At 69.2% G+C, this 22,199-nt stretch carries 19 protein-coding genes and 1 tRNA gene; 7 read left to right on the top strand and 13 right to left on the bottom strand.

Going from position 1 to position 22,199, the window contains the following annotated elements; genetic code table 11:
* Positions 1–509 precede the first annotated feature (509 nt).
* Positions 510–584 (bottom strand) — tRNA-Val (locus tag OG718_RS37090).
* Between the two features lie 388 nt (positions 585–972).
* Here OG718_RS37090 and OG718_RS37085 point away from each other — a divergent pair.
* From OG718_RS37085 to OG718_RS37070, 4 genes are all read left to right on the top strand, one after another.
* Entirely contained in the window at positions 973–1,809 is an 837-nt protein-coding gene (locus tag OG718_RS37085; protein WP_328846258.1) for a DUF4097 family beta strand repeat-containing protein, read from the top strand.
* A 74-nt stretch (positions 1,810–1,883) separates the two neighbouring features.
* A complete protein-coding gene (locus tag OG718_RS37080) occupies positions 1,884–3,302 on the top strand; it encodes a hypothetical protein (RefSeq protein WP_328846257.1) in 1,419 nt (472 codons plus the stop codon).
* 336 nt (positions 3,303–3,638) lie between these two features.
* Positions 3,639–4,304, top strand: a complete 666-nt coding sequence (locus tag OG718_RS37075) for a DUF4383 domain-containing protein (protein ID WP_306940306.1) — start codon at positions 3,639–3,641, stop codon at positions 4,302–4,304.
* Between the two features lie 9 nt (positions 4,305–4,313).
* Complete coding sequence (locus OG718_RS37070) at positions 4,314–4,538, top strand: FmdB family zinc ribbon protein (protein WP_055616513.1); 225 nt, start codon at positions 4,314–4,316, stop codon at positions 4,536–4,538.
* Positions 4,539–4,757: 219 nt separating this feature from the next.
* Here OG718_RS37070 and OG718_RS37065 read toward each other — a convergent pair whose 3' ends face one another.
* Together OG718_RS37065 and OG718_RS37060 are read right to left on the bottom strand one after the other, a co-directional pair.
* Positions 4,758–5,402 carry a response regulator transcription factor gene (locus tag OG718_RS37065; RefSeq protein ID WP_328846256.1) on the bottom strand — a complete coding sequence of 215 codons (645 nt, stop codon included), beginning with the start codon at positions 5,400–5,402 and terminating at the stop codon, positions 4,758–4,760.
* Positions 5,393–6,487 carry a sensor histidine kinase gene (locus OG718_RS37060; protein ID WP_328846255.1) on the bottom strand — a complete coding sequence of 365 codons (1,095 nt, stop codon included), beginning with the start codon at positions 6,485–6,487 and terminating at the stop codon, positions 5,393–5,395. The genes OG718_RS37065 and OG718_RS37060 overlap by 10 nt, the downstream gene beginning before the upstream one ends.
* Before the next feature lie 176 nt (positions 6,488–6,663).
* Here OG718_RS37060 and OG718_RS37055 point away from each other — a divergent pair, with 176 nt between their 5' ends.
* The gene (locus OG718_RS37055) at positions 6,664–7,350 is read left to right on the top strand and encodes a DedA family protein (protein WP_143631604.1); all 687 of its coding nucleotides are present in this window, start codon (positions 6,664–6,666) and stop codon (positions 7,348–7,350) included.
* 149 nt (positions 7,351–7,499) lie between these two features.
* On the opposite strand, the gene OG718_RS37050 is transcribed toward OG718_RS37055, so the two are convergent.
* From OG718_RS37050 to OG718_RS37040, 3 genes are read right to left on the bottom strand one after another with little or no spacing between them, the layout of a single operon-like run.
* A complete protein-coding gene (locus OG718_RS37050) occupies positions 7,500–8,354 on the bottom strand; it encodes an HAD family hydrolase (RefSeq protein ID WP_328846254.1) in 855 nt (284 codons plus the stop codon).
* Positions 8,354–11,002 carry a phosphoribosyltransferase gene (locus OG718_RS37045; protein WP_328846253.1) on the bottom strand — a complete coding sequence of 883 codons (2,649 nt, stop codon included), beginning with the start codon at positions 11,000–11,002 and terminating at the stop codon, positions 8,354–8,356. The genes OG718_RS37050 and OG718_RS37045 overlap by 1 nt, the downstream gene beginning before the upstream one ends.
* A 44-nt stretch (positions 11,003–11,046) precedes the next feature.
* Positions 11,047–12,213: an HpcH/HpaI aldolase/citrate lyase family protein gene (locus OG718_RS37040; protein WP_143631608.1), complete on the bottom strand. Its 1,167-nt coding sequence runs from the start codon at positions 12,211–12,213 to the stop codon at positions 11,047–11,049.
* Between the two features lie 200 nt (positions 12,214–12,413).
* Between OG718_RS37040 and OG718_RS37035 the strand changes: the two genes are divergently transcribed.
* Entirely contained in the window at positions 12,414–13,319 is a 906-nt protein-coding gene (locus OG718_RS37035; RefSeq protein WP_143631611.1) for a TerD family protein, read from the top strand.
* A 125-nt stretch (positions 13,320–13,444) separates the two neighbouring features.
* Here OG718_RS37035 and OG718_RS37030 read toward each other — a convergent pair whose 3' ends face one another.
* From OG718_RS37030 to OG718_RS37005, 6 genes are all read right to left on the bottom strand, one after another.
* A complete protein-coding gene (locus OG718_RS37030; protein ID WP_143631613.1) occupies positions 13,445–14,182 on the bottom strand; it encodes a TerD family protein in 738 nt (245 codons plus the stop codon).
* A gap of 105 nt (positions 14,183–14,287) precedes the next feature.
* Positions 14,288–15,433, bottom strand: coding sequence for a DUF475 domain-containing protein (locus tag OG718_RS37025; protein ID WP_143631616.1), 1,146 nt, complete (start codon positions 15,431–15,433; stop codon positions 14,288–14,290).
* Between the two features lie 276 nt (positions 15,434–15,709).
* Positions 15,710–16,285: a TerD family protein gene (locus OG718_RS37020; RefSeq protein WP_055617906.1), complete on the bottom strand. Its 576-nt coding sequence runs from the start codon at positions 16,283–16,285 to the stop codon at positions 15,710–15,712.
* A 134-nt stretch (positions 16,286–16,419) separates the two neighbouring features.
* Positions 16,420–16,995, bottom strand: a complete 576-nt coding sequence (locus tag OG718_RS37015; protein WP_055617911.1) for a TerD family protein — start codon at positions 16,993–16,995, stop codon at positions 16,420–16,422.
* Positions 16,996–17,171: 176 nt separating this feature from the next.
* Positions 17,172–17,630 (bottom strand): peroxiredoxin, encoded by a 459-nt coding sequence (locus OG718_RS37010; RefSeq protein WP_143631619.1) that lies wholly within the window; start codon positions 17,628–17,630, stop codon positions 17,172–17,174.
* Positions 17,631–17,908: 278 nt separating this feature from the next.
* Positions 17,909–18,346: a DUF3052 domain-containing protein gene (locus OG718_RS37005; protein WP_055611766.1), complete on the bottom strand. Its 438-nt coding sequence runs from the start codon at positions 18,344–18,346 to the stop codon at positions 17,909–17,911.
* Positions 18,347–18,854: 508 nt separating this feature from the next.
* Between OG718_RS37005 and aceE the strand changes: the two genes are divergently transcribed.
* Entirely contained in the window at positions 18,855–21,602 is a 2,748-nt protein-coding gene (aceE, locus tag OG718_RS37000) for a pyruvate dehydrogenase (acetyl-transferring), homodimeric type (RefSeq protein WP_143631622.1), read from the top strand.
* A 223-nt stretch (positions 21,603–21,825) separates the two neighbouring features.
* Here aceE and OG718_RS36995 read toward each other — a convergent pair whose 3' ends face one another.
* A complete protein-coding gene (locus tag OG718_RS36995; protein WP_143631626.1) occupies positions 21,826–22,134 on the bottom strand; it encodes a small hydrophobic protein in 309 nt (102 codons plus the stop codon).
* Positions 22,135–22,199 lie beyond the last annotated feature (65 nt).

Raw genomic sequence — 22,199 nt, 5'->3', positions numbered from 1 at the left:
GTCTCACGTCCCCGATCAGACCTTCTGCAGGTCACCCCAGGTTCGGAGGGATCCCAGCTGAGCGAGCCATCTCGACTGCGGCAACCCGATGCCGACCGTGGTTGACCGCACGATGTGACACACCTGCGGCACGGCCCGACTCCCGCTCGGCGACGATCAGTCGCTCGATCGGCGAGTAAGAAGGTGAGCCCCCCATGCAGCGACAAACAGCCCTAGAGGCACGAACACTCCACCGAACGCTGCGGCCTCCCAGGACCACCCGCTTCTGAAGCGCAGGACACACATCAACGCCAATGCCGCCGGAGGGCAGTAGAAGACCAGATACTTGAAGTCCAACTCACGCACTTCAGCCCCCGCCCCTCCAGATGGAGACGAAGCTTCTCACGGCACGGCGGGTTTTGAACCGACTGGCATGCGAGTGGCCCGACAGCCGCGAACCACCACAAAGACCAAAGCCCAGGCCCCCGGATTCACACCGGTCGACCTGGGCCTCGTTCATGTCCTGGGACTGGTGGGCGCGGACGGTTTCGAACCGCCGACATCCGCCTTGTAAGGGCGGCGCTCTACCGCTGAGCTACGCGCCCGGGACGAGTCGACAGCCTACATTGCCCGGGGCGGTGCCCCGCAAACCCGTTACCGGGGCGGAAGCTGGTCACATGCCTGGGCAGACCCCGGTCTCGGTGCCGACGTCGGTCCCAGTACGGATGCCAGTCCAATGCCGACCTGGCCCCGGCCCCGACCGCGAGTCCGACCGAGGCCCAGACCTCGACCCCGGTCCCGGTCCCGGTCCCGGTCCCGGTCCCGGTCCCGGAGCCAGGCGGCCACTCCCCCAGCCCTCATCGTGCGGGGGTTTACCCCACCCCCGATCCGGGAGTGGCCCGGATCCCCCGTCGAACCCCCGATCCGTACGGTCGAAGCATGTCCGGGCCGCATCGTGGGGCCGAGGGCGTTCGAATCTGGGGGAGTCCTGTCATGAGTGGTTTTCAGCGTCCTTCGAGCAAGCGGCCGGCGAGTAGTGGTGCGGGGTCCGCGGGCGGCCGGGCCGTGGGCGGAGGGCGGCGGCGTTCGCTGGTCGCTGTCGGTGTGGGTGTTGTCGCCGTCGGCGTGTTCGCCACCGGGTGCGGGGCCAGTGCGGGGGACGACAAGGACCCGGAGAAGCGTTCCTTCGCGCTCAGTGGGCGGACGCTGACCGTCGACTCCGACGACTCGTCGCTCGAACTGGTCGCCTCGGACGTAGACAAGGTCCAGGTGACGCGCTGGTTCGAGGGCCGGGTCGCGATCGGTGGGGACCCCAAGGTGACCTGGGCGATGGAGGACGACACGCTCAAGCTCCGTATGCACTGCTCGGGTGTGGTCGCCGACTGCTCGGCCAAGCACCGCATCGAGGTGCCTCGTGACGTGGCGGTCGTCGTGAGGGACGACGACGGCAGCGTAAAGGCCAGCGGTTTCAAGGACTCGCTGAACATCCACACGAAGGACGGCTCCGTACGGGTCGAGGACGTGGCCGGGGCGCTCACGCTGCGTACCGACGACGGTTCGGTCGAGGCGACCGGCGTCGACTCCCGGCGGGTGGACGTGAACACCCGGGACGGGTCGGTGCGGCTCGACCTCACCGTCGTACCGGACCGGGTCTCGGCGCGCGGGGACGACGGTTCCCTGACCATCGGGCTGCCGGACGCGACGTACCGCGTCGCCACGGGGACCGACGACGGTGCCGTGGATGTGTCCGTACCCCGTGACGAGCGGAGCTCGCATGTGGTGTCCGCCCACACGAAGGACGGGAAAGTAACCGTGCGTACCGCGAACTAACCGGCCCGTGTGTTCGTCCTTACCTGGTGGGAGAATGACACGGGGCAGGACGGATGACAGCACGGGAGAGGGAAGTGACGGCGACACCTTCGCAGCCGTACACACCGTTTGTGCCATGCGCACAGCAAGTTCCTCGCCCCCGTGCCTGGTTCGGGCCCACGGGGGCGCGTGGTGCTGGCCGTGACCTGCTGGCCCTGGTGCTTCTTCCGCTCCCGCTGCTCGCGCTCACGCTGCCCGCCGCGTTCGCCGGCGGCGGCACACGGCGATGGTTCGGCGGGCGCTCGGAGAGCCAGCGGGCCGAGGCCCAGGCGGCGAAGGACGCCGCGGCGGCCGCGTTCTACGAACTCGACACCGCGCAGCGCGATCTACGGATCTCGATCGAGACGATCACGGCCGTCGACGACTCCCCCGCCGCCCGGCGCGCGGTCTCCGACTTCGACGCGCTCGGCCGCCGCATCGACGAGGCCAGTCGTACGTACATCGGCGCGGTCGACGCCCACGACCTCGACCGCGACGATCTTGAGGCCTCCGTCGCCGCCCAAGCGCGCACCGAGCTGACGAAGGCCAAGGACGAGCTCGCCCGGGTCAAGCAGGAGCTGGACCGCTTCGAGCAGGGGCTCGGATCGCTCCTCGGCAAGGCGGAGACGCAGCTGGCCCGCCTCGCCCCGGCCGTCGAGCGCGCCCGCCAGTCCCTGCTCGCCGCGTCGAACGCACTCGATGCCGTACGGGGAACGAAGCTCAAGGCCGACGACCTCGCCGCCCGGCTCGCCGCCCTCGCTCCGGAGTTGACCAAGCTGAACCAGGGCGCGGGTCAGCACGGCGTACCGGAGACGCTGGAGCGCGCCGACCGGGTCGCGCGGGACGCCGAGGCGGTCCGCGCGGAGGCCGAGCGGCTGCCGGAGAGGGCCGCCGAGATCGACCGGCGCCTCGTCTCGCTGCGGACGCGCGCGCAGGCGCTGACCACGCGGTCCGGGCAGGTGGAGCCCGTGCTGAGCGAGCTGCGGCGGCGGTTCTCGGCCGCGTGCTGGCAGGACCTGCAGCATGTGCCCGACCAGTCCGCGGAGACCGTCCGGCAGGCCGAGCGGAAGCTCGCGGAAGCGCGGACCGCGCGGGACGAGCAGCGGTGGGCCGACGCCACGTCGCTGCTGTCCACGGTTCGGGCGCTGCTGAACACGACCGACGAGGCCGTGTCCGCGGCCGGGGACCGGTTGCGGCGGCTGAACGAGGTGTCCAAGGACCCGCAGCGGGAGATCGACCGTACGCGGTTCGCGCTCCGGGACGCGCAGCGGTTGGCGATGTCCGGACGTAATACGCCCGACCCCCAGCACGCGCGGCCGCTCGACGACTCGGTGGCCCGGCTGGAGCGGGCGATCGGGACGCTGGAGGGGCGGCACCCCGACTACTGGCATTTCCTGACCGAGCTGGAGGGTGTGCGCGGGACCGTGGGTCGGGTGGTTTCGCAGATTCGTGAGGAGCGCGGGGGCGGAGCGTGAGCGCTCCGCTCGGGGGCGGTGAATGACGTGCGGCCCGCCCACGGGACTGGTGCGTGGCATGCAGGCCGCGTGGGTGATGTGCGGACCTGCGGAGGCTGGTGCATGACATGCGGGCCCGTGGGTGACGGGCGAGCCTGCGAGGGCTGGTGCATGACATGCGGGCCGTGGGTGACGGGCGGGGCCGTGGGGGGGGGCTGGTCGCGCAGTTCCTTGCGCCCCTGCGAGGTGCTTCCTCTGGCCGGCGCCAGGCAGTCCTGCCTCAAGTGTGGCGGTCCGGCCGTCCCGGGCGGATGCTGAGGTTAGGTATGGCCTCCGCTCGCACCAGAGGAGGCGGATATGGCCACGCACGTGCTTCGTACGGCGCCGAGGCGGCGGATCAGGCTCGATGAGCATCTGCCGGTCGATCACCGTCTCAGCAAGTTCTACCGGGTCGGCGCGGGGCTGATGGGTCTCGTGCTGCTCGCCTTCGGCATCCTGGGGCTGATCGACAAGGTCGGCTTCTTCGACACCGGCGGGGACACGGTCGCCGGGCTGAACACCAACGGCGCGCTGAGCGTGCTGTCGATCTGCGTCGGACTGCTGCTCTTCGCCGGCATGGTGATCGGCGGCAACATCGCCTCGACGCTCAACATGATCCTCGGTGTCCTCTTCATCCTCAGCGGCTTCGTGAACCTCGCTCTCCTCGACACCGGCCTCAACTTCCTCGCCTTCCGCATCCAGAACGTGCTGTTCAGCTTTGTGGTCGGAGTGATGTTGATGTTCTTCGGGATGTACGGACGCGTCGGCTCGGCCCTGCCGCACGACAACCCGTACTGGCGGTCCCGCCACCCCGAGCAGGCCGCCCACGAACAGCGACTGCGGGCGAGCCTCCGGGCAAGGGCCCTGCCAGGAACCAAGGGCGACGCCGCTCTCCCGGAAGGCGAAGCCACTCCCGCTGGAGGCAAGTCCGCTCTCCCAGGTGGCGAAGCCGGGCCCATGGGAGACGGGCGGAGCACCCGCTAACCTGTGCCCATGCCTCGCTACGAGTACCGCTGCCGGACCTGCGGAGACACCTTCGAGAAGAGCCGTCCGATGGCCGAGTCGTCCGCACCCGCGGCCTGCCCGGCCGGCCACGACGACACGGTGAAGCTGCTGTCGACGGTCGCGGTCGGCGGCTCGGCCTCGGCTCCCGCGCCCCGCCCCAGCGCCGGTGGCGGGGGCGGCGGCGGTTGCTGCGGCGGGGGCTGCTGCGGCTGACCCCGTCCGAGGCCGCGGTTCCCCTGGGACCGGGATTCCTCCGAGTCCGGTTCCTGGGACCGGGCTCGCAGCGTCCGCCCGGGAGAGGGGAACCCGCACCCTGGTCCCCGCCCCTCCTCGGGACACGCCCCCTACCGGGCCGGGCCCGGCAGCCGCCTGCCCACCAACCGGCCAACCCGTCAACCGCCCAACCCGCCGACCACCTCAGGCCCTCAAATCTCAGGCCCCCAGATAACGAAGTACGGCCAGCACTCTGCGGGAGTACCCCTCGCTTCCCGTCAGTTCGAGCTTGTCGAAGATCGCGTTGATGTGTTTCTCGACTCCGCTGAGGGAGATGTGCATCCGTCGCGCGATGGCCGCGTTCGTATGTCCCTGGGCCATCTCCGCCAGCACGTCCCTCTCTCTCGTGGTGAGCCGTTCCAGGACGTCCGCGCGCCCGCTGCGGCCGAGCAGCTGACGCACCACCTCAGGGTCGAAGGCCGCCCTCCCCTGGCTCACCCGCTCCAACGCATCGAGGAATTCGTCGACCTGGACGACACGGTCCTTGAGCAGATATCCGACCCCCTCCGAGTCTCCGGTGAGCAACTCCGTCGCGTATCGCTTCTCCACGTACTGCGAGAGCACCAACACGCCCACGTCCGGCCAGCGTTCGCGAATCTCCAGGGCCGCGCGCAGTCCCTCGTCGCTGTGTGTGGGCGGCATCCGCACATCCGCCACCACCACATCGGGTCGCTCCTCGGCGACGGCCGCCAGCAACCGCTCGGCATCGCCGACCGCGGCCAGCACCTCGTGCCCCTCCTCGACCAGAAGACGTACGAGGCCTTCTCGCAGCAGAGTCGAGTCCTCGGCCAGGATCACACGCACGGCAGCTCCGCTGAGATGACGGTGGGCCCGCCCACCGGACTGAGCACACTGAACCGGCCGTCGAGGGCGTCCACCCGCCGGGCCAGCCCGAACAGCCCGCTGCCCATGGGGTTCGCGCCGCCCGATCCGTCGTCCTCGATCCGTACGCACAGCTCATGGCCGGCGTCCCAGAGATGGACGATGATCCGACGCGCCGACGCGTGCTTGACCGCGTTCGTGACGGCTTCGCAGACGACGAAGTACGCGACGGTCGCCGCCGCTTTGCCGGGCTCGGCGGACAGCTCGTACTCCACCCGTACCGGTACGGACGAGCGCTCGGCGACCGTCTCCAGGGCGGCCCGCAGACCCGCCTCGTCCAGCGTGGTCGGATAGATCCGCCAGGCCACCTCGCGCAGCTCGGCCAGCGCCTGTCCGCTCTCGTCGTGGGCCTGGCGGAGCAGCCGGTCGGCACGCTCCGCGTCCTGGCTTCGCAGGGCACGGCCGAGCAGCATGCCGAGGGCGACCAGTCGCTGTTGTACGCCGTCGTGCAGGTCCCGCTCGATGCGGCGCCGTTCGTCGTCCACGGCGTCCACCACTGCGGCGCGGCTCGCGGCCAGTTCCAGGATCCGCCGCTCCAGCTCCTCCTGGTGGCTGGGCCCGAGGAAGTGCCGGGCCAACTGCCCCTCCAGCTCGACGACCCCGAACATCCCCTGCACCGCGAGGAAGAGCAGGAACAGCCCGCCGAAAGCGACGAGAGTTATCGCCCCGGGATGCTCGATGTCCGAGAGTATCCAGCCGTACATCCAGTACGTGCCGTACGCGAGACCGAGCGCCGCCGACAGCATCACGACGCCGCCCAGAACTCCGAGCGTCCAACGGCACGCGATGTAGCGCAGGGCGCGCGCGTCCTCGTGCGCGGGAGAGACGGACACGCTCAGCCAGGTCCTGAGCCGTCTGCGCTCGAACTCCGTCAGTCTCCTCGCCCCCGCGAACACCGGTCGGAGCACGGCCTGACGGCCACGCGGCCAGGCAAGTACGGGTAACAGGGCGAGGCCGGAGAGAAGGGTGAAGAGCAGCTCGACGGCGGCCGCGGCGGCTCCCGTCATGAGCCCCACCGCGCACCGCGTCCCACGTCGTGCCACATCTCGCATGATCGCCACGCTAGCCGGGCGCCGGAGTCGCGCGCACTGAGGAAAACCGCAATTCGAAACTGCGGTCCACCGCACCGATCCTTGCGGTTGTCCTCAGGGTCTCTTCAGCTTCGGTTTTCTAGCGTGGAGGCATGACAGCCATCGCAGCCGCCGCAGCGGACAGCAGCGCACCGCAGTGGATCAACAGCCTCATGGACACGCTCGGGGCACCGGGCGCGGGCATCGCCATCGCCCTGGAGAACCTGTTTCCGCCTCTGCCCAGCGAGGTCATCCTGCCGCTCGCCGGGTTCGCGGCGAGCACCGGGCAGATGAATCTGTTCGCGGCTCTGCTCTGGACGACGGCCGGCTCCGTCATAGGCGCGCTCGCGCTGTACGGCGTGGGGGCGCTGCTCGGCCGCGACCGTACGGTGGCGATCGCGGCCCGGCTGCCACTGGTGAAGGTCTCGGACATCGAGAAGACGGAGGCGTGGTTCTCCCGCCACGGCACCAAGGCCGTGTTCTTCGGCCGGATGATCCCCATCTTCCGCAGCCTGATATCCGTGCCCGCGGGCATCGAGCGCATGCGGCTGTCCGTGTTCCTCGGCCTGACCACGCTGGGCAGCGCGATCTGGAACACCATCTTCGTCCTCGCCGGCTATCTGCTCGGCGAGAACTGGTCGGAGGTCACCGGCTATGTGTCGACGTACTCGAAGGTCGTGCTGGTAGGGGCGGTGCTCGCGGTGCTGCTCTTCGCGGGCGTACGGCTGTTCAGGCCGGGCCGGGGCGGGCGGCGCCGTGCGAAGGAGGAGACCGAAGAGAAGGAGCAGGCAGCCGCCTGAGCCGTCCAGCACCGCCACCGCTCAGGCCGCCCCTGCCTAGGCCGCCGGCCGAGCGCCCCTGCCGAGCCCGCCGGCCAACCGCCCTTACCCAGCCTGCTGTCGGCCAACCGCCTCTACCGCTCGCACCGCCTGCCTCTACCTCACCAGCCCTACCGAACCTCTCGCAGGAACTCCCGCAGGATCCGCTCGCCCGCGGCGACACCCCGTTCCGGAAGGGCCGTGATCCCGGGGGCCGTCCACCCGACGTCGGCCAGCTCGCCGTGGCCCGGGCGCCAGCCGCGGTCCGCGGCCAGGAGGAGGTCGGCGTCGAGGAGGGAGTCCCCGGCCGCGAGAGTGAGGGTCGCTCCCGTGCGGCGGGCGACCTCACGCATGGCGGCGCTCTTGGTGAGCGGCTTCGGTACGGCGTAGATCTTGCGGCCCTGGAGCGAAACCGTCCAGCCGCGGTTCTCCGCCCAGACGGCCAGTTCCTTGACCCAGTCCTCGGGGAGCAGTTCGCGCTCAACGACGAGGTACACGAAGAGGTCCTCGGCGAGGCGGTGCTTGCGTACCCAGGCCGGGTCGGCGGTGGCCTCCATGTGCTCGCGCACCTCGTCGAGCGGGGCGCACTCACGGGCGAGGCGCTCGGTCACCGAGGCGTGCCACTCGGGGTCCGTCACACCGTCCACGAGCAGGTGGCCGCCGTTGGCGCAGATCGCGTACTTCGGGGCGGGGCCCGGGAGTTGGATGCGCTGGTACTGCTTGCGGGTTCGGGTGGTGGTCGGTACGAAGTCGGCCACGTCGCCGAGTTCGGCGAGGAGTCCGGCCGCGGTCTCGGTCATGTAGGACAGCGGCTTGCTCTCGTGCACCTCGACGCTGAGCAGCCGGGGCGCCCGCGCGTCGGGCATGGTCAGGGCCAGTGCGGCCGAGGAGTAGATGAGTGTGCGGTCGAGATCGCTGGCGACCAGCACCCTGGGCGAGGAGGTGGGCAGTGAACCGGAGTTCCTCATCGGGGCGGCGTTCGTCATCAGACCGTCACCGCCTTGCCGTCGGCGCCGGTCGCTCCGCGGGTGTACTTGGGGTGGATCAACCCGACGCAGGTGTACGGGAGTTCGTCCACCTCCTCGACGGGTACGCCCCGCTGCTCGGCGAGCAGGCGTACATGGTCGAGGTCGGCGCCCGCTCCGGCCCGGGCGAGGATCTTCCAGGGGACGCGGCGCAGCAGGACGCGGGTCGCCTCGCCGACACCGGGCTTGACGAGGTTGACGTCGTGGATGCCGTACTCCTCGCTGATCCGCTCGACTGCCGCCCAGCCCTCCCAGGTCGGGCTGCGGTCGGTGGACAGGAGTTCCTTGACCTGGGCGTCAACCGCTTCGCCGACCGCGTCGAAGCGGTCGGAGACGGCGTCCAGGAAGGCGACGGAGACGTCCGCGGCGGCGAGCTCGCGGTAGAACTTCGCGCCGTGGTAGTCGTGCTCCCCGACCAGGTCGGCGCGGAGGACCGTACGGGAAATGAGGCCGGAGACCGTGGAGTTGAGGCAGGCGGAGGGGATGAGGAAGTCCTCGCGGGTGCCGTACGTGCGCACGCAGGAGCCGGGGTCGGCGAGGACCGCTATCTCCGGGTCGAAGCCGGTGATGCCGTCGGAGGCCTCGAACTCCTCGACGGCCTGGGCGAGTTCGCGGGTTATGGCGCCCTTGCCGGTCCAGCCGTCCACGAAGACGATGTCGGCCGGATCGTGGTGGGCGGCCAGCCAGCGCAGCGCGTTGGCGTCGATGCCGCGGCCGCGCACGATGGAGACGGCGTAGTGCGGGAGGTCCAGGCCGTGCCTGTGCTGGGCCCAGCGGCGCATCAGGACGCCGACGGGGGTGCCGGCGCGGGCCAGCGAGACGAGGACGGGACGCGGGGACCGCTCCGCGAGCACGGTCTCCGTGACGACGCCGACGGCCTGGGCGATACGGGTGGCCGAGACGGCGAGCGCGTTGTGGAACAGCTCCTGGTACGCGTCGCTCGGCTGGTACTCCACCGGGAGCGACTCCGCGTAGTGGGCGCCGCCGCTCTGGATGGCCTCCTCGCGCTCCTCGGTCGGCGCCTCCAGCTTCGTGTCCGAGAGATCCTGCAGCAGCCAGCCGACCTCGTCAGGTGCGTACGAGGAGAAGTCGGGGCCACGGAGGGGCTCGGGCAGCATGGATGGCCTTTCAGTGGGCGACGCGGTGGACGGCCGTTCTGGTGTGTACGAGGGGACGACGGCGAGCAGCACGCTCGGCGTGTGCGCGGAGAGCCGCGCCAGCAGGCCGTCGGGAGCGTGCAGTTCGGGCGTGTCGGCGGCGGAGTCGACCACGGCGACGACGGCGTCGAAGCCGGCGCCCGCGACGTTGTAGGCGTAGCGCTCGCCGGGGCCGTCGGCGGGGCTGTCGTGGGCGGGGAAGACGAGCCGGGTGCGGATGGCGTAGCCGGGGTCGTCGACGGCGAGCACCGGGGAGCGGGTGGTCGTGGAGTAGCGGACCTCGGCGTCGGTCAGCTTCTCCAGGGTGACGCCGAGCCGCAGCGGCGCGTACATCAGTTCCTCGAAGCCGAGGACGAGGACGCGGCGGGCGTCGGACGGGAGCGCCTCGGCGATGCGGGCCGCCATGGCGGGCAGGGCGCCCTCCAAGCGTACGCGGTGCTCGGGGGTGAAGCCGTGCCGCCCGCCGTCGGGTATCCCCGCGGGCCATCCCAGCTCGACACGGAGGGCCGGCCGGGCGAGCCCCTCCGGGGCGGCCTGCCCCTCGCGGCCCGCGGAATCGGGGACGCCGGACGACGGGGCGGCGGCGGACGACTGGGAGCCGGCGGAGGCCTGCGCCTCGGACTCGTACCGCGCGACCAGCGCCTGGCCCTTCTCCAGGACCCCCTCGGGGAGCCGTACGGTGCCGGAGGCGGCCGTCACGAGGTCCACGCGGGCGTCGATCTCGCGGGCGAAGTCCTCCAGGCGTCCGAGATCCGCGGCCGAGCGCATGTCGACCAGGGCGACTATGACGTACCGGTCGCGCGGATAGCGTTCGTGCAGGTCACGGATGGTGTTGAGGACCGTGTTGCCGGTGGAGAACTCGTCGTCGACGAGGACCAGCGGGCCGTCGCCGGCCAGCAGGTCGGGGTCCTCCGGGAGCAGCAGGTGCGAGGTGGCGTGCGAGTGGGACTCCTCGAAGCCGCCCGCCCGCGCGACGCCGTCGACCGGGCGCCGTGTCGAGTGGAGGCAGGGCGCGAGACCCACGCCGTCCGCGACGGAGTGTCCGAGCCCGGTGGCCGTCTCGGCGTACCCGAGGACGACGGCCCGGCGCGCCTCGTCCTCGCCGAGCAGGTCGCGTACGCGGAGCCCGAGCGCGAATCCGTACCCGTACACGACGGCGGGCGACTGGGGTATGTGCTTGCCGAGCACGTGCGATACGAGCAGATGGGCGCGCTTGGGGTTGCGTCGCAGCGCGAGTCCGAGCAGCTCGCCGAGCCCCTCGTCCCCGACGAGTTCGACGCCGAGCCGCTCGGCGACCCAGCATCCGGACCAGATGTCACCGTCGGCTCCGCCCGGCGTCCCGGACGGGCTCCCGGCGCCGGGGCCCGCGCCGGCCCCGGCCTTGGTCCCGGGTCGGAATCCGGTCGCGGACCAGACCCCTGCCCCGCCCCCGTCGTTCACAGCGTTGTTCATGGATTCCTTGTGTGTCAGCGAATGTCGGTGGGCGTAGAGGGGCGTCAGCCGGGGATTCCCGCGGCGAGCAGTTCCACGAAGCCGATGTCCTCGTTCGCGACGCCGAAGACCTCGGCGCGCTGGAGGGTGCGCTCGGCCCAGGCGCGGTGCGGCTTCACCTCGTTCATCTTGTTCGTGTACGCCGACCGCAGCACGCCCCCGCCGCCCCGCTCGGGCCGCAGGATGTCCTGGGCGTCGCTGAACTCCTCGTGGCTGACGACGGACAGGGCGTGCACGGGCAGGACGTGCGAGGGGTGGATGCAGGTCTTGCCCTGCAGTCCGTTGGCCCGGTCGAGGGAGATCTCCCGCAGCAGACCGTCCATGTCGTGCTCGATCAGCAGGGCGCGCAGGTCCTCGGCCTCCGGAGTGAAGGGGCTGCGCCGCAGCTGCGGCTTGAACATGCGCTCCTGGACGCGGAAGTACTCCCACACGGGCCCGGTCACCGTGAATCCGGTGCCGTCGGCCCTGCCGAGCACGTTCACCACGTCCGCGATCACGGACGCGACGATCTGCACGTCGTACGCGGTCATGTCGGGCGCCCTGCGCAGTCCGTACGCGGAGCAGAAGTCGGTGACGCCGAGCCGTAGCGCGAGCACCCGGTCGCGGTACTTGTCGACGGCCCGGAAGATCCCCGCGAGGGTCTCCGCCCGCGACTCGCGGTACAGCAGATCGGGCGATTCGAGGACCGGCATCGCGAAGAGCCGTCGCCCGCTCGCGGCCTCGGCCGCGGTGAGCGCCTCCAGGAACGGGATCCCTCGCTCCTCGGTGAACTTCGGCAGTACGAATCCGGACAACAGCCGGACGGATTCGCCGAGCCGCCGGACCAGATCGGGGATCTGCTCGGGCGCTCTGACCCGGACGAACAGCAGCGGAAGCTCGGTGTCCGGGCAGCGTTCGGCCAGGTCGGCGAATTGCCGGACCAGGTTCGCCTCGGCTTCCGGAACCTCCGCGTCGTCGATCGAGTCCTCCAGGCACAGCACCATCGAGACGACACCGCGGCCGGTCTGCTTCACGATGTCGTCGGCCAGCTTCGGCCTGGTGGCAGGGCTGTAGAGGGTGGCTCCGAGAGCCACGGCCAGCATTCTGGCCGGGGAGTCCGCGGTGAAGACGCACGGCTCCTGATGGAAGAGGCGCTCCCGCACCTCAGGGGCGATGTGCCCGAAATGACGCATGAGTCTCCCCCGGGGCGGCTAGGCGGCCTGACGATATGTGGCCGGTAATAGTACGTAGAGATCCATGTCAAGGGTTCCCACCGGGCATGAAATTCAGGTAACGCAGGCAAACACCATTGTGTCTCCCGTCCGCGGATCGGGCCGGTCGGGAAGTCACCCCCGCGTTGTCGTGACCAGGACCGAGAAGGCAGGATGACCGCATGACGCACGCGATGCTGAAGGGGTCGAACGTCCCGCTGGACGCCACTGCGGTGCGCGCCGTGCTGCGCTGGACGCCGGGACGGGGTGTCCCGGACGTGGATGCCTCCGCGCTGCTCCTCGGCCCCGACGGTCGTGTGCGGTCCGACGAGGACTTCGTCTTCTACAACCAGCCCCGGCATCCTTCGGGCAAGGTCTGGCGACTCGGCAAGAAGCGCGTGAACGAGGGTCTCGCCGAGGGGCTCACCGACACGATTCAGTCGGATCTCGTCGGCGTTGACAATGGAGTGGGACGAATTCTCCTTGTCGCTTCGGCCGACGGCGTCACCTTCGACCGGGTCAGCTCCCTGCGGATCCTGCTGTACGACGCGGTGCTCGGGGACGCCGAGCCGGTGGCGTACTTCGACATCAAGCCACAGACCGGCGAGGAGACCGCCCTGGTCTGCGGCGAACTGTACCGGCGTGGCGAGGGCTGGAAGTTCCGGGCGCTCGGCGAGGGCTATTCGAACGGCCTGCAGGGTCTGGCGTCGGACTACGGCATCTCGGTGGACGAGTCCGAGGGCGGGGACCAGTCGGCGTCCGCGCTGCCCGGCCCGCCCGCCGGTGCGCAGCCGCTGCCGCCTGAGCAGCCCACGCAGCTGCCCCCGATGCCCCAGCAGCCGTCGTACGGCTATCCACCGGCCGCCGCGGGTCCGGAGCCCACCCGGCAGCAGCCGCCCGCCGTCCAGCCCGCGTACGGCTACCCACAGCCCACCAGCCAGCCCGCCTACGGCTACCCGCAGACGGCCCCGGCCCAGCCCGCCCCGGCAACCGCCCAGTCCGGCTACGGCTACCCCCAGCCGGTGGCTCCCCTCCCGGACCCGGACTTCCGGTTGCCCCCGCAGGGCCCTCAGTTCATCGGCCGATAGGGCGGCAGCGCCCCCGCCCCCAAGGGGCGCGGGGAACTGCGCGACAAGCCACAACAAGCCCGCCGCCGCCGAACCTTCCCCGTCGAGCTCTTGGGCGCCCCGGCTGAGCCCAGTGGCAACGGTGGTCAGCGGTCGGCTTTCGTCTTGTAGCCGCGACCCCACTGGAGTCCCCAGCCGTAGAGCCGGTCGAGCTCGGCCTGGAAGCCGTACACGAACTTCACCTCGCGCCGCACCACCAGTTCGTTCTTGATGTTCTCGATCATGACCACCGCGCAGGACCTGGCCTGGGAGTGCCTCTCGTCGAGGCCGATCTCGATCCGGGGGCCGTTGCTCGGGAAGAGCGTCACGATCGCGTGCGTACGGTCGAAGGCGGGGGTCTGGTCGTAGATGTAGACGAAGACCAGGAGCCGTTTTATCTGCTCGCGGTGGTCGAGGTTGACGAAGATCGTCTCGCCCGAGCCGGAGCCGAAGCGGTCGTCACCGCTGAGTTTCACGTACGGCGCCCCGTTGAGCTCGCCAAGGAAGCCGCCCAGTGGCTGGACGACTCCCTTGGTGCCGTCCGCGAGCTCGTACATGCAGCCCAGGTCGAGGTCGACGTTGACCATGCTCTGGGTGTGTGCCTGCACCACGTCCGGCTTGAACGCCTTGAAGGGGTGGCGCAGCAGGCTCTCCCGCTGGGACCCGCCTATGTCGGAGGTGCGCATCCGCCAGGACAGGTTGATGCGGAGGTTGCCGGTGGCGGCGCCCTGTTTGGTGAGCGAGATGGTGTGGTTCCGTTTGGTCAGTTCGATGGCGTTGGTCGCCGCGCTGCCCGAGTCGAAGTCTGTCGACCGTCCGCGCCACAAGCCTTCCCAGAAGCTCATTCCCGCCCCCACGCTTCCCTGTTCACCTCGACGAATGCGCCGGGGCGGCCGCGAGGAATCCCTCGACGGCCGCCCCTCACAGAGCGTTCCTCACTCGGAGCGGTGTCACACCCCGGACGAGATCTCAGCCTTGTCGTCCGAGGCCTCAGCTTTTCCCTCTGCGGCCGCGATTGCTCGGTTGCGGCGCACGGAGGACCAGAAGGACCAGGCGATCAGGACGACACCGATGAGGCCGGTGACGATCTCGTTGACCTCGAAGCGGATCGTGATGAGCAGGATGCCGGCGAGGGCGCCGATCGCGTAGTGCGCGCCGTGCTCCAGGTAGACGTAGTCGTCGAGGGTGCCCTGGCGGACCAGGTAGACCGTGAGCGACCGGACGTACATGGCGCCGATGCCGAGGCCGAGGGCCATCAGGATGATGTCGTTCGTGATGGCGAAGGCGCCGATGACGCCGTCGAAGGAGAACGACGCGTCCAGGACCTCGAGGTACAGGAACATGAAGAAGGCGGCCTTGCCGACGAGCGCCCCTGCGGAGACCTTCTTGCCCTCGCGCTGGGCCTCCTCCTCGGCCTCGTGCTCACGCTCCTCCGCTTCCTCGAGACGGTTCTCGAAGAAGCCGGAGAGTCCACCGACGACCAGGTAGGTGATGAGTCCGGCGACGCCGGAGAGCAGCACCGTCTCCGCCTTGTCGGCGGATCCGGCGTGCAGGTGGGCCTTCGGGGCGAGGTACAGCGCGGTGATCAGCAGGATGATGAGCGCGATGCAGGCCGAGAGCATGTCGACCTTGCCGAGCTTGGCGAGCGGGCGCTCCAGCCAGCCGAGCCACTTGATGTCACGGTCCTCGAAGATGAAGTCGAGGAAGATCATCAGCAGGAACATGCCACCGAAGGCCGCGATCGACGGGTGGGCGTCGGTGACCAGTTCCTGGTAGCGGTCGGCGTCGTTCAGTGCCAGGTCGACCGCCTCGATGGGTCCGAGCGAGGCACTGATCGCGACGATCACGACGGGGAATACGAGCCGCATGCCGAAGACGGCGATCAGGATGCCGATGGTGAGGAAGATCTTCTGCCAGAAGGCACTCATCTTCTTCAGGATTCCGGCGTTGACCACCGCGTTGTCGAACGACAGCGAGATCTCGAGGATCGACAGGATCAGCACGATCCCGAACGCGGTCCATCCGTCGATCAGCACCGCTGCGACCAAGCCGAGCGCGGTGACCGCGAACGACCAGCCGAAGGTTTTCAGAACCACTGGCTACCCAATCATGAGTTGGGGGGCTACCCCCGGACGAAGTCCGGAGGGGGTTTCCCCCCGCCGTACCCGGCTTTACGAAACATTGACCACAAAGTCTAGAGGGACGACCCCTCGGACGAGAGGGCCGGGCCACCCCACCTGGAGAGTCGCAGGTCCAGAGGGTGCGGACGCCAGTGACGCGCCTTCGGCCCCACCCGCCACACTGCTTTCGGTGCACGGCGGGCGGTGGCCTCTCCTTCGGTCACCGGGGGCACCTCCCCGGACCCGGCGGCCCTACGAGACGTTGACCCCGAAGTCCAGGGCGATGCCCCGCAGACCGGACGCGTACCCCTGTCCCACCGCGCGGAACTTCCATTCGGCGCCGTAGCGGTAGACCTCGCCGAAGATCATCGCGGTCTCCGTGGAGGCGTCCTCGGAGAGGTCGTAGCGGGCGAGCTCCTGGCCGTCGGCCTGGTTGACGACCCGGATGAAGGCGTTGCTGACCTGACCGAAGGTCTGGCCCCGGTTGTCGGCGTCGTGGATCGAGACGGGAAAGACGATCTTGTCGACGTTGGCGGGCACCTTGGAGAGGTCGATCAGGAGTGACTCGTCGTCGCCGTCGCCCTCACCCGTGAGGTTGTCCCCGGTGTGCTCGACCGAGCCGTCGGGGCTCTTGAGCTGGTTGTAGAAGATGAACCACTCGTCACCGAGCACCCGCCCCGAGTTGCACAGCAGCGCGCTGGCATCGAGGTCGAAGTCTGCTCCGGTGGTCGAGCGTGCGTCCCAGCCGAGCCCGATCATCACCTGTGTGAGGTTCGGTGCGGCCTTGGAGAGGGAGACATTGCCCCCCTTGGCGAGCGTGACGCCCATGATCCTTGTCCTCCCCGGTCAAGCCATTGGGTTGTCGAGCACGTCCGGCGCCGCACTAGGAGTGTGCGACGCCGGACGGAAAAAAGGTGAAGCGGTTGAAGCTGCCCGGGGCCGGACGACGGCCCCGGGGTGGCTCAGACGTTGACGCCGAAGTCCTGCGCGATGCCGCGCAGACCTGAGGCATACCCCTGACCGATGGCACGGAACTTCCACTCCGCGCCGTGTCGGTACAGCTCGCCGAAGACCATCGCGGTCTCCGTGGAGGCGTCCTCGGAAAGGTCGTACCGGGCGATCTCCGCCTCGCCGGCCTGGTTCACGACGCGGATGAACGCGTTGCGCACCTGGCCGAACGACTGCTGGCGGTTCTCGGCGTCGTAGATCGAGACCGGGAAGACGATCTTCTCGATGTCGGCCGGGACGCCGGCGAGGTTGACCTTGATCTGCTCGTCGTCGCCCTCGCCCTCACCGGTGGTGTTGTCACCGGTGTGCTCGACCGAGCCGTCGGGGCTCTTCAGGTTGTTGAAGAACACGAAGTTGGCGTCACTGCTGACCTTGCCCTCCGCGTTCGTCAGGATGGCGCTGGCGTCCAGGTCGAAGTCGGTACCGGTGGTGGTGCGGATGTCCCACCCCAGACCGATGATGACCGCGGTCAGTCCCGGGGCCTCCTTCGACAGCGATACGTTGCCGCCCTTGCTGAGGCTGACTCCCACGAGTCCTCCCATTGGTGTCCAGGGGCGGTGCGCCCCGTAGTGCGTTGGTATCGGATCAACGTGTCGATCCTAGTGAGGGGTTCCCCACCGCCGCAGGCCCTGGGCGTGAAGAATCCCAGAGTGTCGGCATCACAGGCCGGTCACGGAGCGGGGATCATGCCGGGATCACGCCGGGATCACAGGCTGTCGAGCGCCGTCACGTACTCGTTCAGGTCACGGGCGTCGGGCAGGGCGTTGACGACGGTCCAGCGGACGATGCCCTCCTTGTCGATGACGAAGGTGCCGCGCACCGCGCAGCCCTTGTCCTCGGCGAAGACCCCGTACGCGCGCGAGACCTCGCCGTGCGGCCAGAAGTCGGACAGCAGCGGGTAGTCCAGGCCCTCCTGCTCGGCGAAGACGCGCAGGGTGTGGATGGAGTCGTTTGAGACGGCGAGCAGCTGGGTGTCGCGGTCGGAGAACTTCGGCAGGTTGTCCCGCAGGGCGCACAGTTCGCCCGTGCAGACGCCGGTGAAGGCGAAGGGGTAGAAGAGCAGCACGACGTTCTTCGCGCCGCGGAAGTCCGAGAGCCTCACGGTGGCGCCGTGGTTGTCCTTCAGCTCGAAGTCCGGGGCCTTGTCGCCGACCTCGATCGTCATGGTCCTGCATCCCTTCCATGGGCCGTTCGGGGCACCCACCCTACGCAGAGACCCCTTTTCGCCCCCGCCGCCCCTACCCATTCCCGTCCCTTTTCGAGGGCTCCGCCCCCGAGCCCCCGCTCCTCAAACGCCGGAGAGGCTGAGTCCTCAGGGGCGCGGGGAACTGCGCGACCAGCCACAACGAACCCGCAGCCGACGACGAAAGCCGAGGTACGAGGGACGAAAAACGGGGGCCCAGGGGTGCCAACCCCTGAACCCCCGCCCAACTCAGCGGAGCGTCACCGCTTTGACTTGGCCGCCTTCGGCGTAGCCAGCCGGGTCCCGCTCCAGTCCTTCCCCACGCTGATGCTCTTGGTCTGGGACAGACCCGCGGTCGTCGCGGCTTCCGCGATGTCGCTGGGCTCCACATACCCGTCTCGGCCGGTCTTCGGCGTCAGCAGCAGGACGGCGCCGCCCTCTTCGACGTACGTGGTGGCATCCACCAGCGCGTCCGTCAGGTCGCCGTCGTCGTCACGGAACCAGAGCACTACGGCGTCGGCGACGTCGTCGTACTCCTCGTCCATGAGCTCGCTGCCGATGACTTCTTCAATGGCCTCGCGGAGCTCCTGGTCGACGTCGTCGTCGAAGCCGATCTCCTGGACCACCTGCTCGGGCTGGAATCCCAGCCTGGTGGCCAGGCTCGTCCGCTCCTCCGCGTGGTCCGCGGTCGCGCTCACGGGTTGCCTCCTGATCATGTTCGGTAATGGGGTCTCCCCCTGCTCGGGCGAAGCCTGGAGCTTGGGGAAGTTCAAGCCACGCGCGTGCGCGAAGCATTGGCCGTAGTCCACACGGGCGGGGCGGATCGCGCAAGTACCCGGCCGTCGGGACCGCCGAAACGGTGACGATCCCGACCGTGTCGCCGCAACTCCAGGCAGAGAATCCTGGCCATAGGTGATGCACACCACACCGATCTGCCCCATTTGCGGATTTACGAACCCTACGAGGGTACGGGACTCGAATGGCTTTGCGGTACGCGTCACGGGTCGGGCGTATCGTTGCGATTTGCCGGGCCCGCCCTTGGGGGGACGGGACGAACGTCTCGGTTACCTCTCGGTAGAGATGACGTTTCCGCCCCCGAGGTACACGATGGGGAACGGTGCAGAGACCCAGGTAACCAGAGAGACCTCCCAAGAAAAAACCGGGAAAAACCGAGAAAAAGCGGCCCCCTGAGAGCGAAGGAACAGCGTGGCTTCCGGACCCGATCGCAACCCGATCATCATTGGCGGCCTTCCGAGTCAGGTCCCTGACTTCGATCCAGAAGAGACCCAGGAGTGGCTCGACTCCCTCGACGCCGCCGTCGACCAGCGGGGCCGGGAGCGGGCCCGCTATCTCATGCTGCGGCTGATCGAGCGGGCCCGCGAGAAGCGCGTGGCCGTGCCGGAGATGCGCAGCACGGACTACGTCAACACCATCGCCACCAAGGACGAGCCGTTCTTCCCCGGCAACGAGGAGATCGAGCGCAAGATCCTGAACGCGACCCGCTGGAACGCGGCCGTGATGGTGTCCAGGGCCCAGCGCCCCGGGATCGGCGTCGGCGGCCACATCGCCACCTTCGCGTCCTCCGCCTCCCTCTACGACGTGGGCTTCAACCACTTCTTCCGCGGCAAGGACGAGGGCGACGGCGGCGACCAGATCTTCTTCCAGGGGCACGCCTCCCCCGGCATCTACGCCCGCGCGTTCATGCTGGACCGGCTGAGCGAGCAGCAGCTCGACGCGTTCCGCCAGGAGAAGTCCAAGGCGCCCAACGGCCTGTCGTCGTACCCGCACCCGCGGTCGATGCCGGACTTCTGGGAGTTCCCGACGGTCTCGATGGGCCTCGGTCCGCTCGGCGCGATCTTCCAGGCGCGAATGAACCGCTACATGGAGGCGCGCGGTATCGCGGACACCTCCAAGTCCCACGTTTGGGCGTTTCTCGGTGACGGCGAGATGGACGAGCCGGAGTCGCTCGGCCAGCTGTCCATCGCCGCGCGCGAGGGCCTGGACAACCTCACCTTCGTCGTCAACTGCAACCTCCAGCGCCTCGACGGGCCGGTGCGCGGCAACGGCAAGATCATCCAGGAGCTGGAGTCGCAGTTCCGCGGCGCCGGCTGGAACGTCATCAAGCTGGTCTGGGACCGCAGTTGGGACCCGCTGCTCGCGCAGGACCGCGACGGCGTGCTCGTCAACCAGCTGAACACCACGCCCGACGGACAGTTCCAGACGTACGCCACCGAGACGGGCGCGTACATCCGCGATCACTTCTTCGGTCACGACCACCGGCTGCGGGCGATGGTCGAGAACATGACCGACGACCAGATCCTGCACCTGGGCCGTGGCGGCCACGACCACAAGAAGGTCTACGCGGCCTACGCGGCGGCCAAGGCGCACTCCGGCCAGCCGACCGTGATCCTCGCGCAGACGGTCAAGGGCTGGACGCTCGGCCCGAACTTCGAGGGCCGCAACGCCACGCACCAGATGAAGAAGCTGACGGTCGCCGACCTCAAGGGCTTCCGCGACCGGCTGCACCTGCCGATCTCCGACCAGGAGCTGGAGTCCGGCGCGCCGCCGTACTACCACCCGGGCCGGAACTCGGAGGAGATCCAGTACATGCACGACCGCCGCAAGGGGCTCGGCGGGTACGTCCCGACGCGCGTCGTGCGGTCGAAGCCGCTCGCACTGCCCGAGGACAAGACGTACGCGAGTGTGAAGAAGGGTTCGGGTCAGCAGTCGATCGCCACCACCATGGCGTTCGTACGGCTGCTCAAGGACCTCATGCGGGACAAGGAGATCGGCAAGCGGTTCGTGCTGATCGCGCCCGACGAGTACCGCACGTTCGGCATGGACTCGTTCTTCCCGAGTGCGAAGATCTACAACCCGCTCGGCCAGCAGTACGAGGCCGTGGACCGGGACCTGCTCCTCGCGTACAAGGAGTCGCCGACCGGGCAGATGCTGCACGACGGCATCTCAGAGGCGGGCTGCACGGCCTCGCTGATCGCGGCCGGCTCGGCGTACGCGACGCACGGCGAGCCGCTCATCCCGGTGTACGTCTTCTACTCGATGTTCGGTTTCCAGCGCACCGGCGACCAGTTCTGGCAGATGGCCGACCAGTTGTCGCGCGGCTTCGTACTGGGCGCGACCGCCGGTCGTACGACTCTGACCGGTGAGGGTCTGCAACACGCGGACGGGCACTCGCAGTTGCTCGCCTCGACGAACCCGGGCTGTGTCGCGTACGACCCGGCCTACGGGTTCGAGATCGCGCACATCGTGAAGGACGGGCTGCGGCGGATGTACGGCTCGTCCGACGAGCACCCGCACGGCGAGGACGTCTTCTACTACCTCACCGTCTACAACGAGCCGATCCAGCATCCCGCCGAGCCGGAGGGCGTGGATGTCGACGGCATCCTGAAGGGCATCCACCGCTTCGCGGAAGGCACTTCGGGCTCCATCCCGGCGCAGATCATGGCGTCCGGTGTCGCCGTGCCGTGGGCCGTCGAGGCCCAGCGGATCCTCGCCGAGGAGTGGAACGTACGGGCCGACGTCTGGTCGGCGACCTCCTGGAACGAGTTGCGGCGCGAGGCCGTCGAGGTGGAGCGGCACAACCTGCTGCACCCCGAGGAGGAGCAGCGGGTCCCCTATGTGACGCGGAAGCTGTCCGGGGCGCAGGGGCCGTTCGTGGCCGTCTCCGACTGGATGCGGTCGGTTCCGGACCAGATCGCCCGCTGGGTGCCGGGGACCTACCAGTCGCTGGGTGCCGACGGGTTCGGCTTCGCCGATACCCGGGGGGCTGCCCGGCGGTTCTTCCACATCGACGCGCAGTCGATCGTGGTGGGGGTGCTGACGGAACTCGCGCGCGAGGGCAAGGTCGACCGGTCCGTGCTGAAGCAGGCGATCGACCGTTATCAGTTGCTGGATGCGGCTGCCGCGGATCCGGGTGCCGCGGGTGGGGACGCGTAGCGCTCCGCGCCGGGTGCGATTGTTGTCTGCGGGGGCGTGGGGGCTGGTCACGCAGTTCCCCGCGCCCCTTGAGGGCCAAAGCCTGCGGTTGCCCGCGCCCCCTTTCTTCTAGGGGCGCGGGCAACTGCGCGATCGGCAACACGCGACCCGCAGTCGACTATCCACAGCATGGTCCCCCACGCCCCTGAAAAGGGGACGCGGGGGACCATGCCCACACTGTCGGCTAGAACATCCCGTTGCCGGGGCCTGCCGTGCCGGCCATCCATACGATCGCCAGGATCGTGTCTATCGCGCCCAGTACCAGCGCGACCAGCGCCGGCAGTGGGCGGGCGCCGTTCCAGCGGCGTCCCATGGCCAGCCATCCACAGACGATCGCCAGTGGGCCGAGGATGATCCCCAGCACGAAGAAACCGGCGACCGCGCAGATGACTCCGATGATTCCGAGCGTTGCGCGGTCCGGCCCGCTCCGTGACCCCGTACGGCGACGTGAGCGAGGGTGCTTGCGCGTGGTGTGACCGAAGCCCGCCATCATCAACTCCCTGGACCTCTGAGCCGGCCGAATACCGGCCGGTTCGGGCTCGGAAGCCGGGTACCCCG

The organism is Streptomyces sp. NBC_00258, from assembly GCF_036182465.1.
GTDB lineage: Bacteria > Actinomycetota > Actinomycetes > Streptomycetales > Streptomycetaceae > Streptomyces.
Note: the sequence above shows the minus strand (reverse complement) of the source record. Positions and strands in the feature narration are given on the sequence as shown.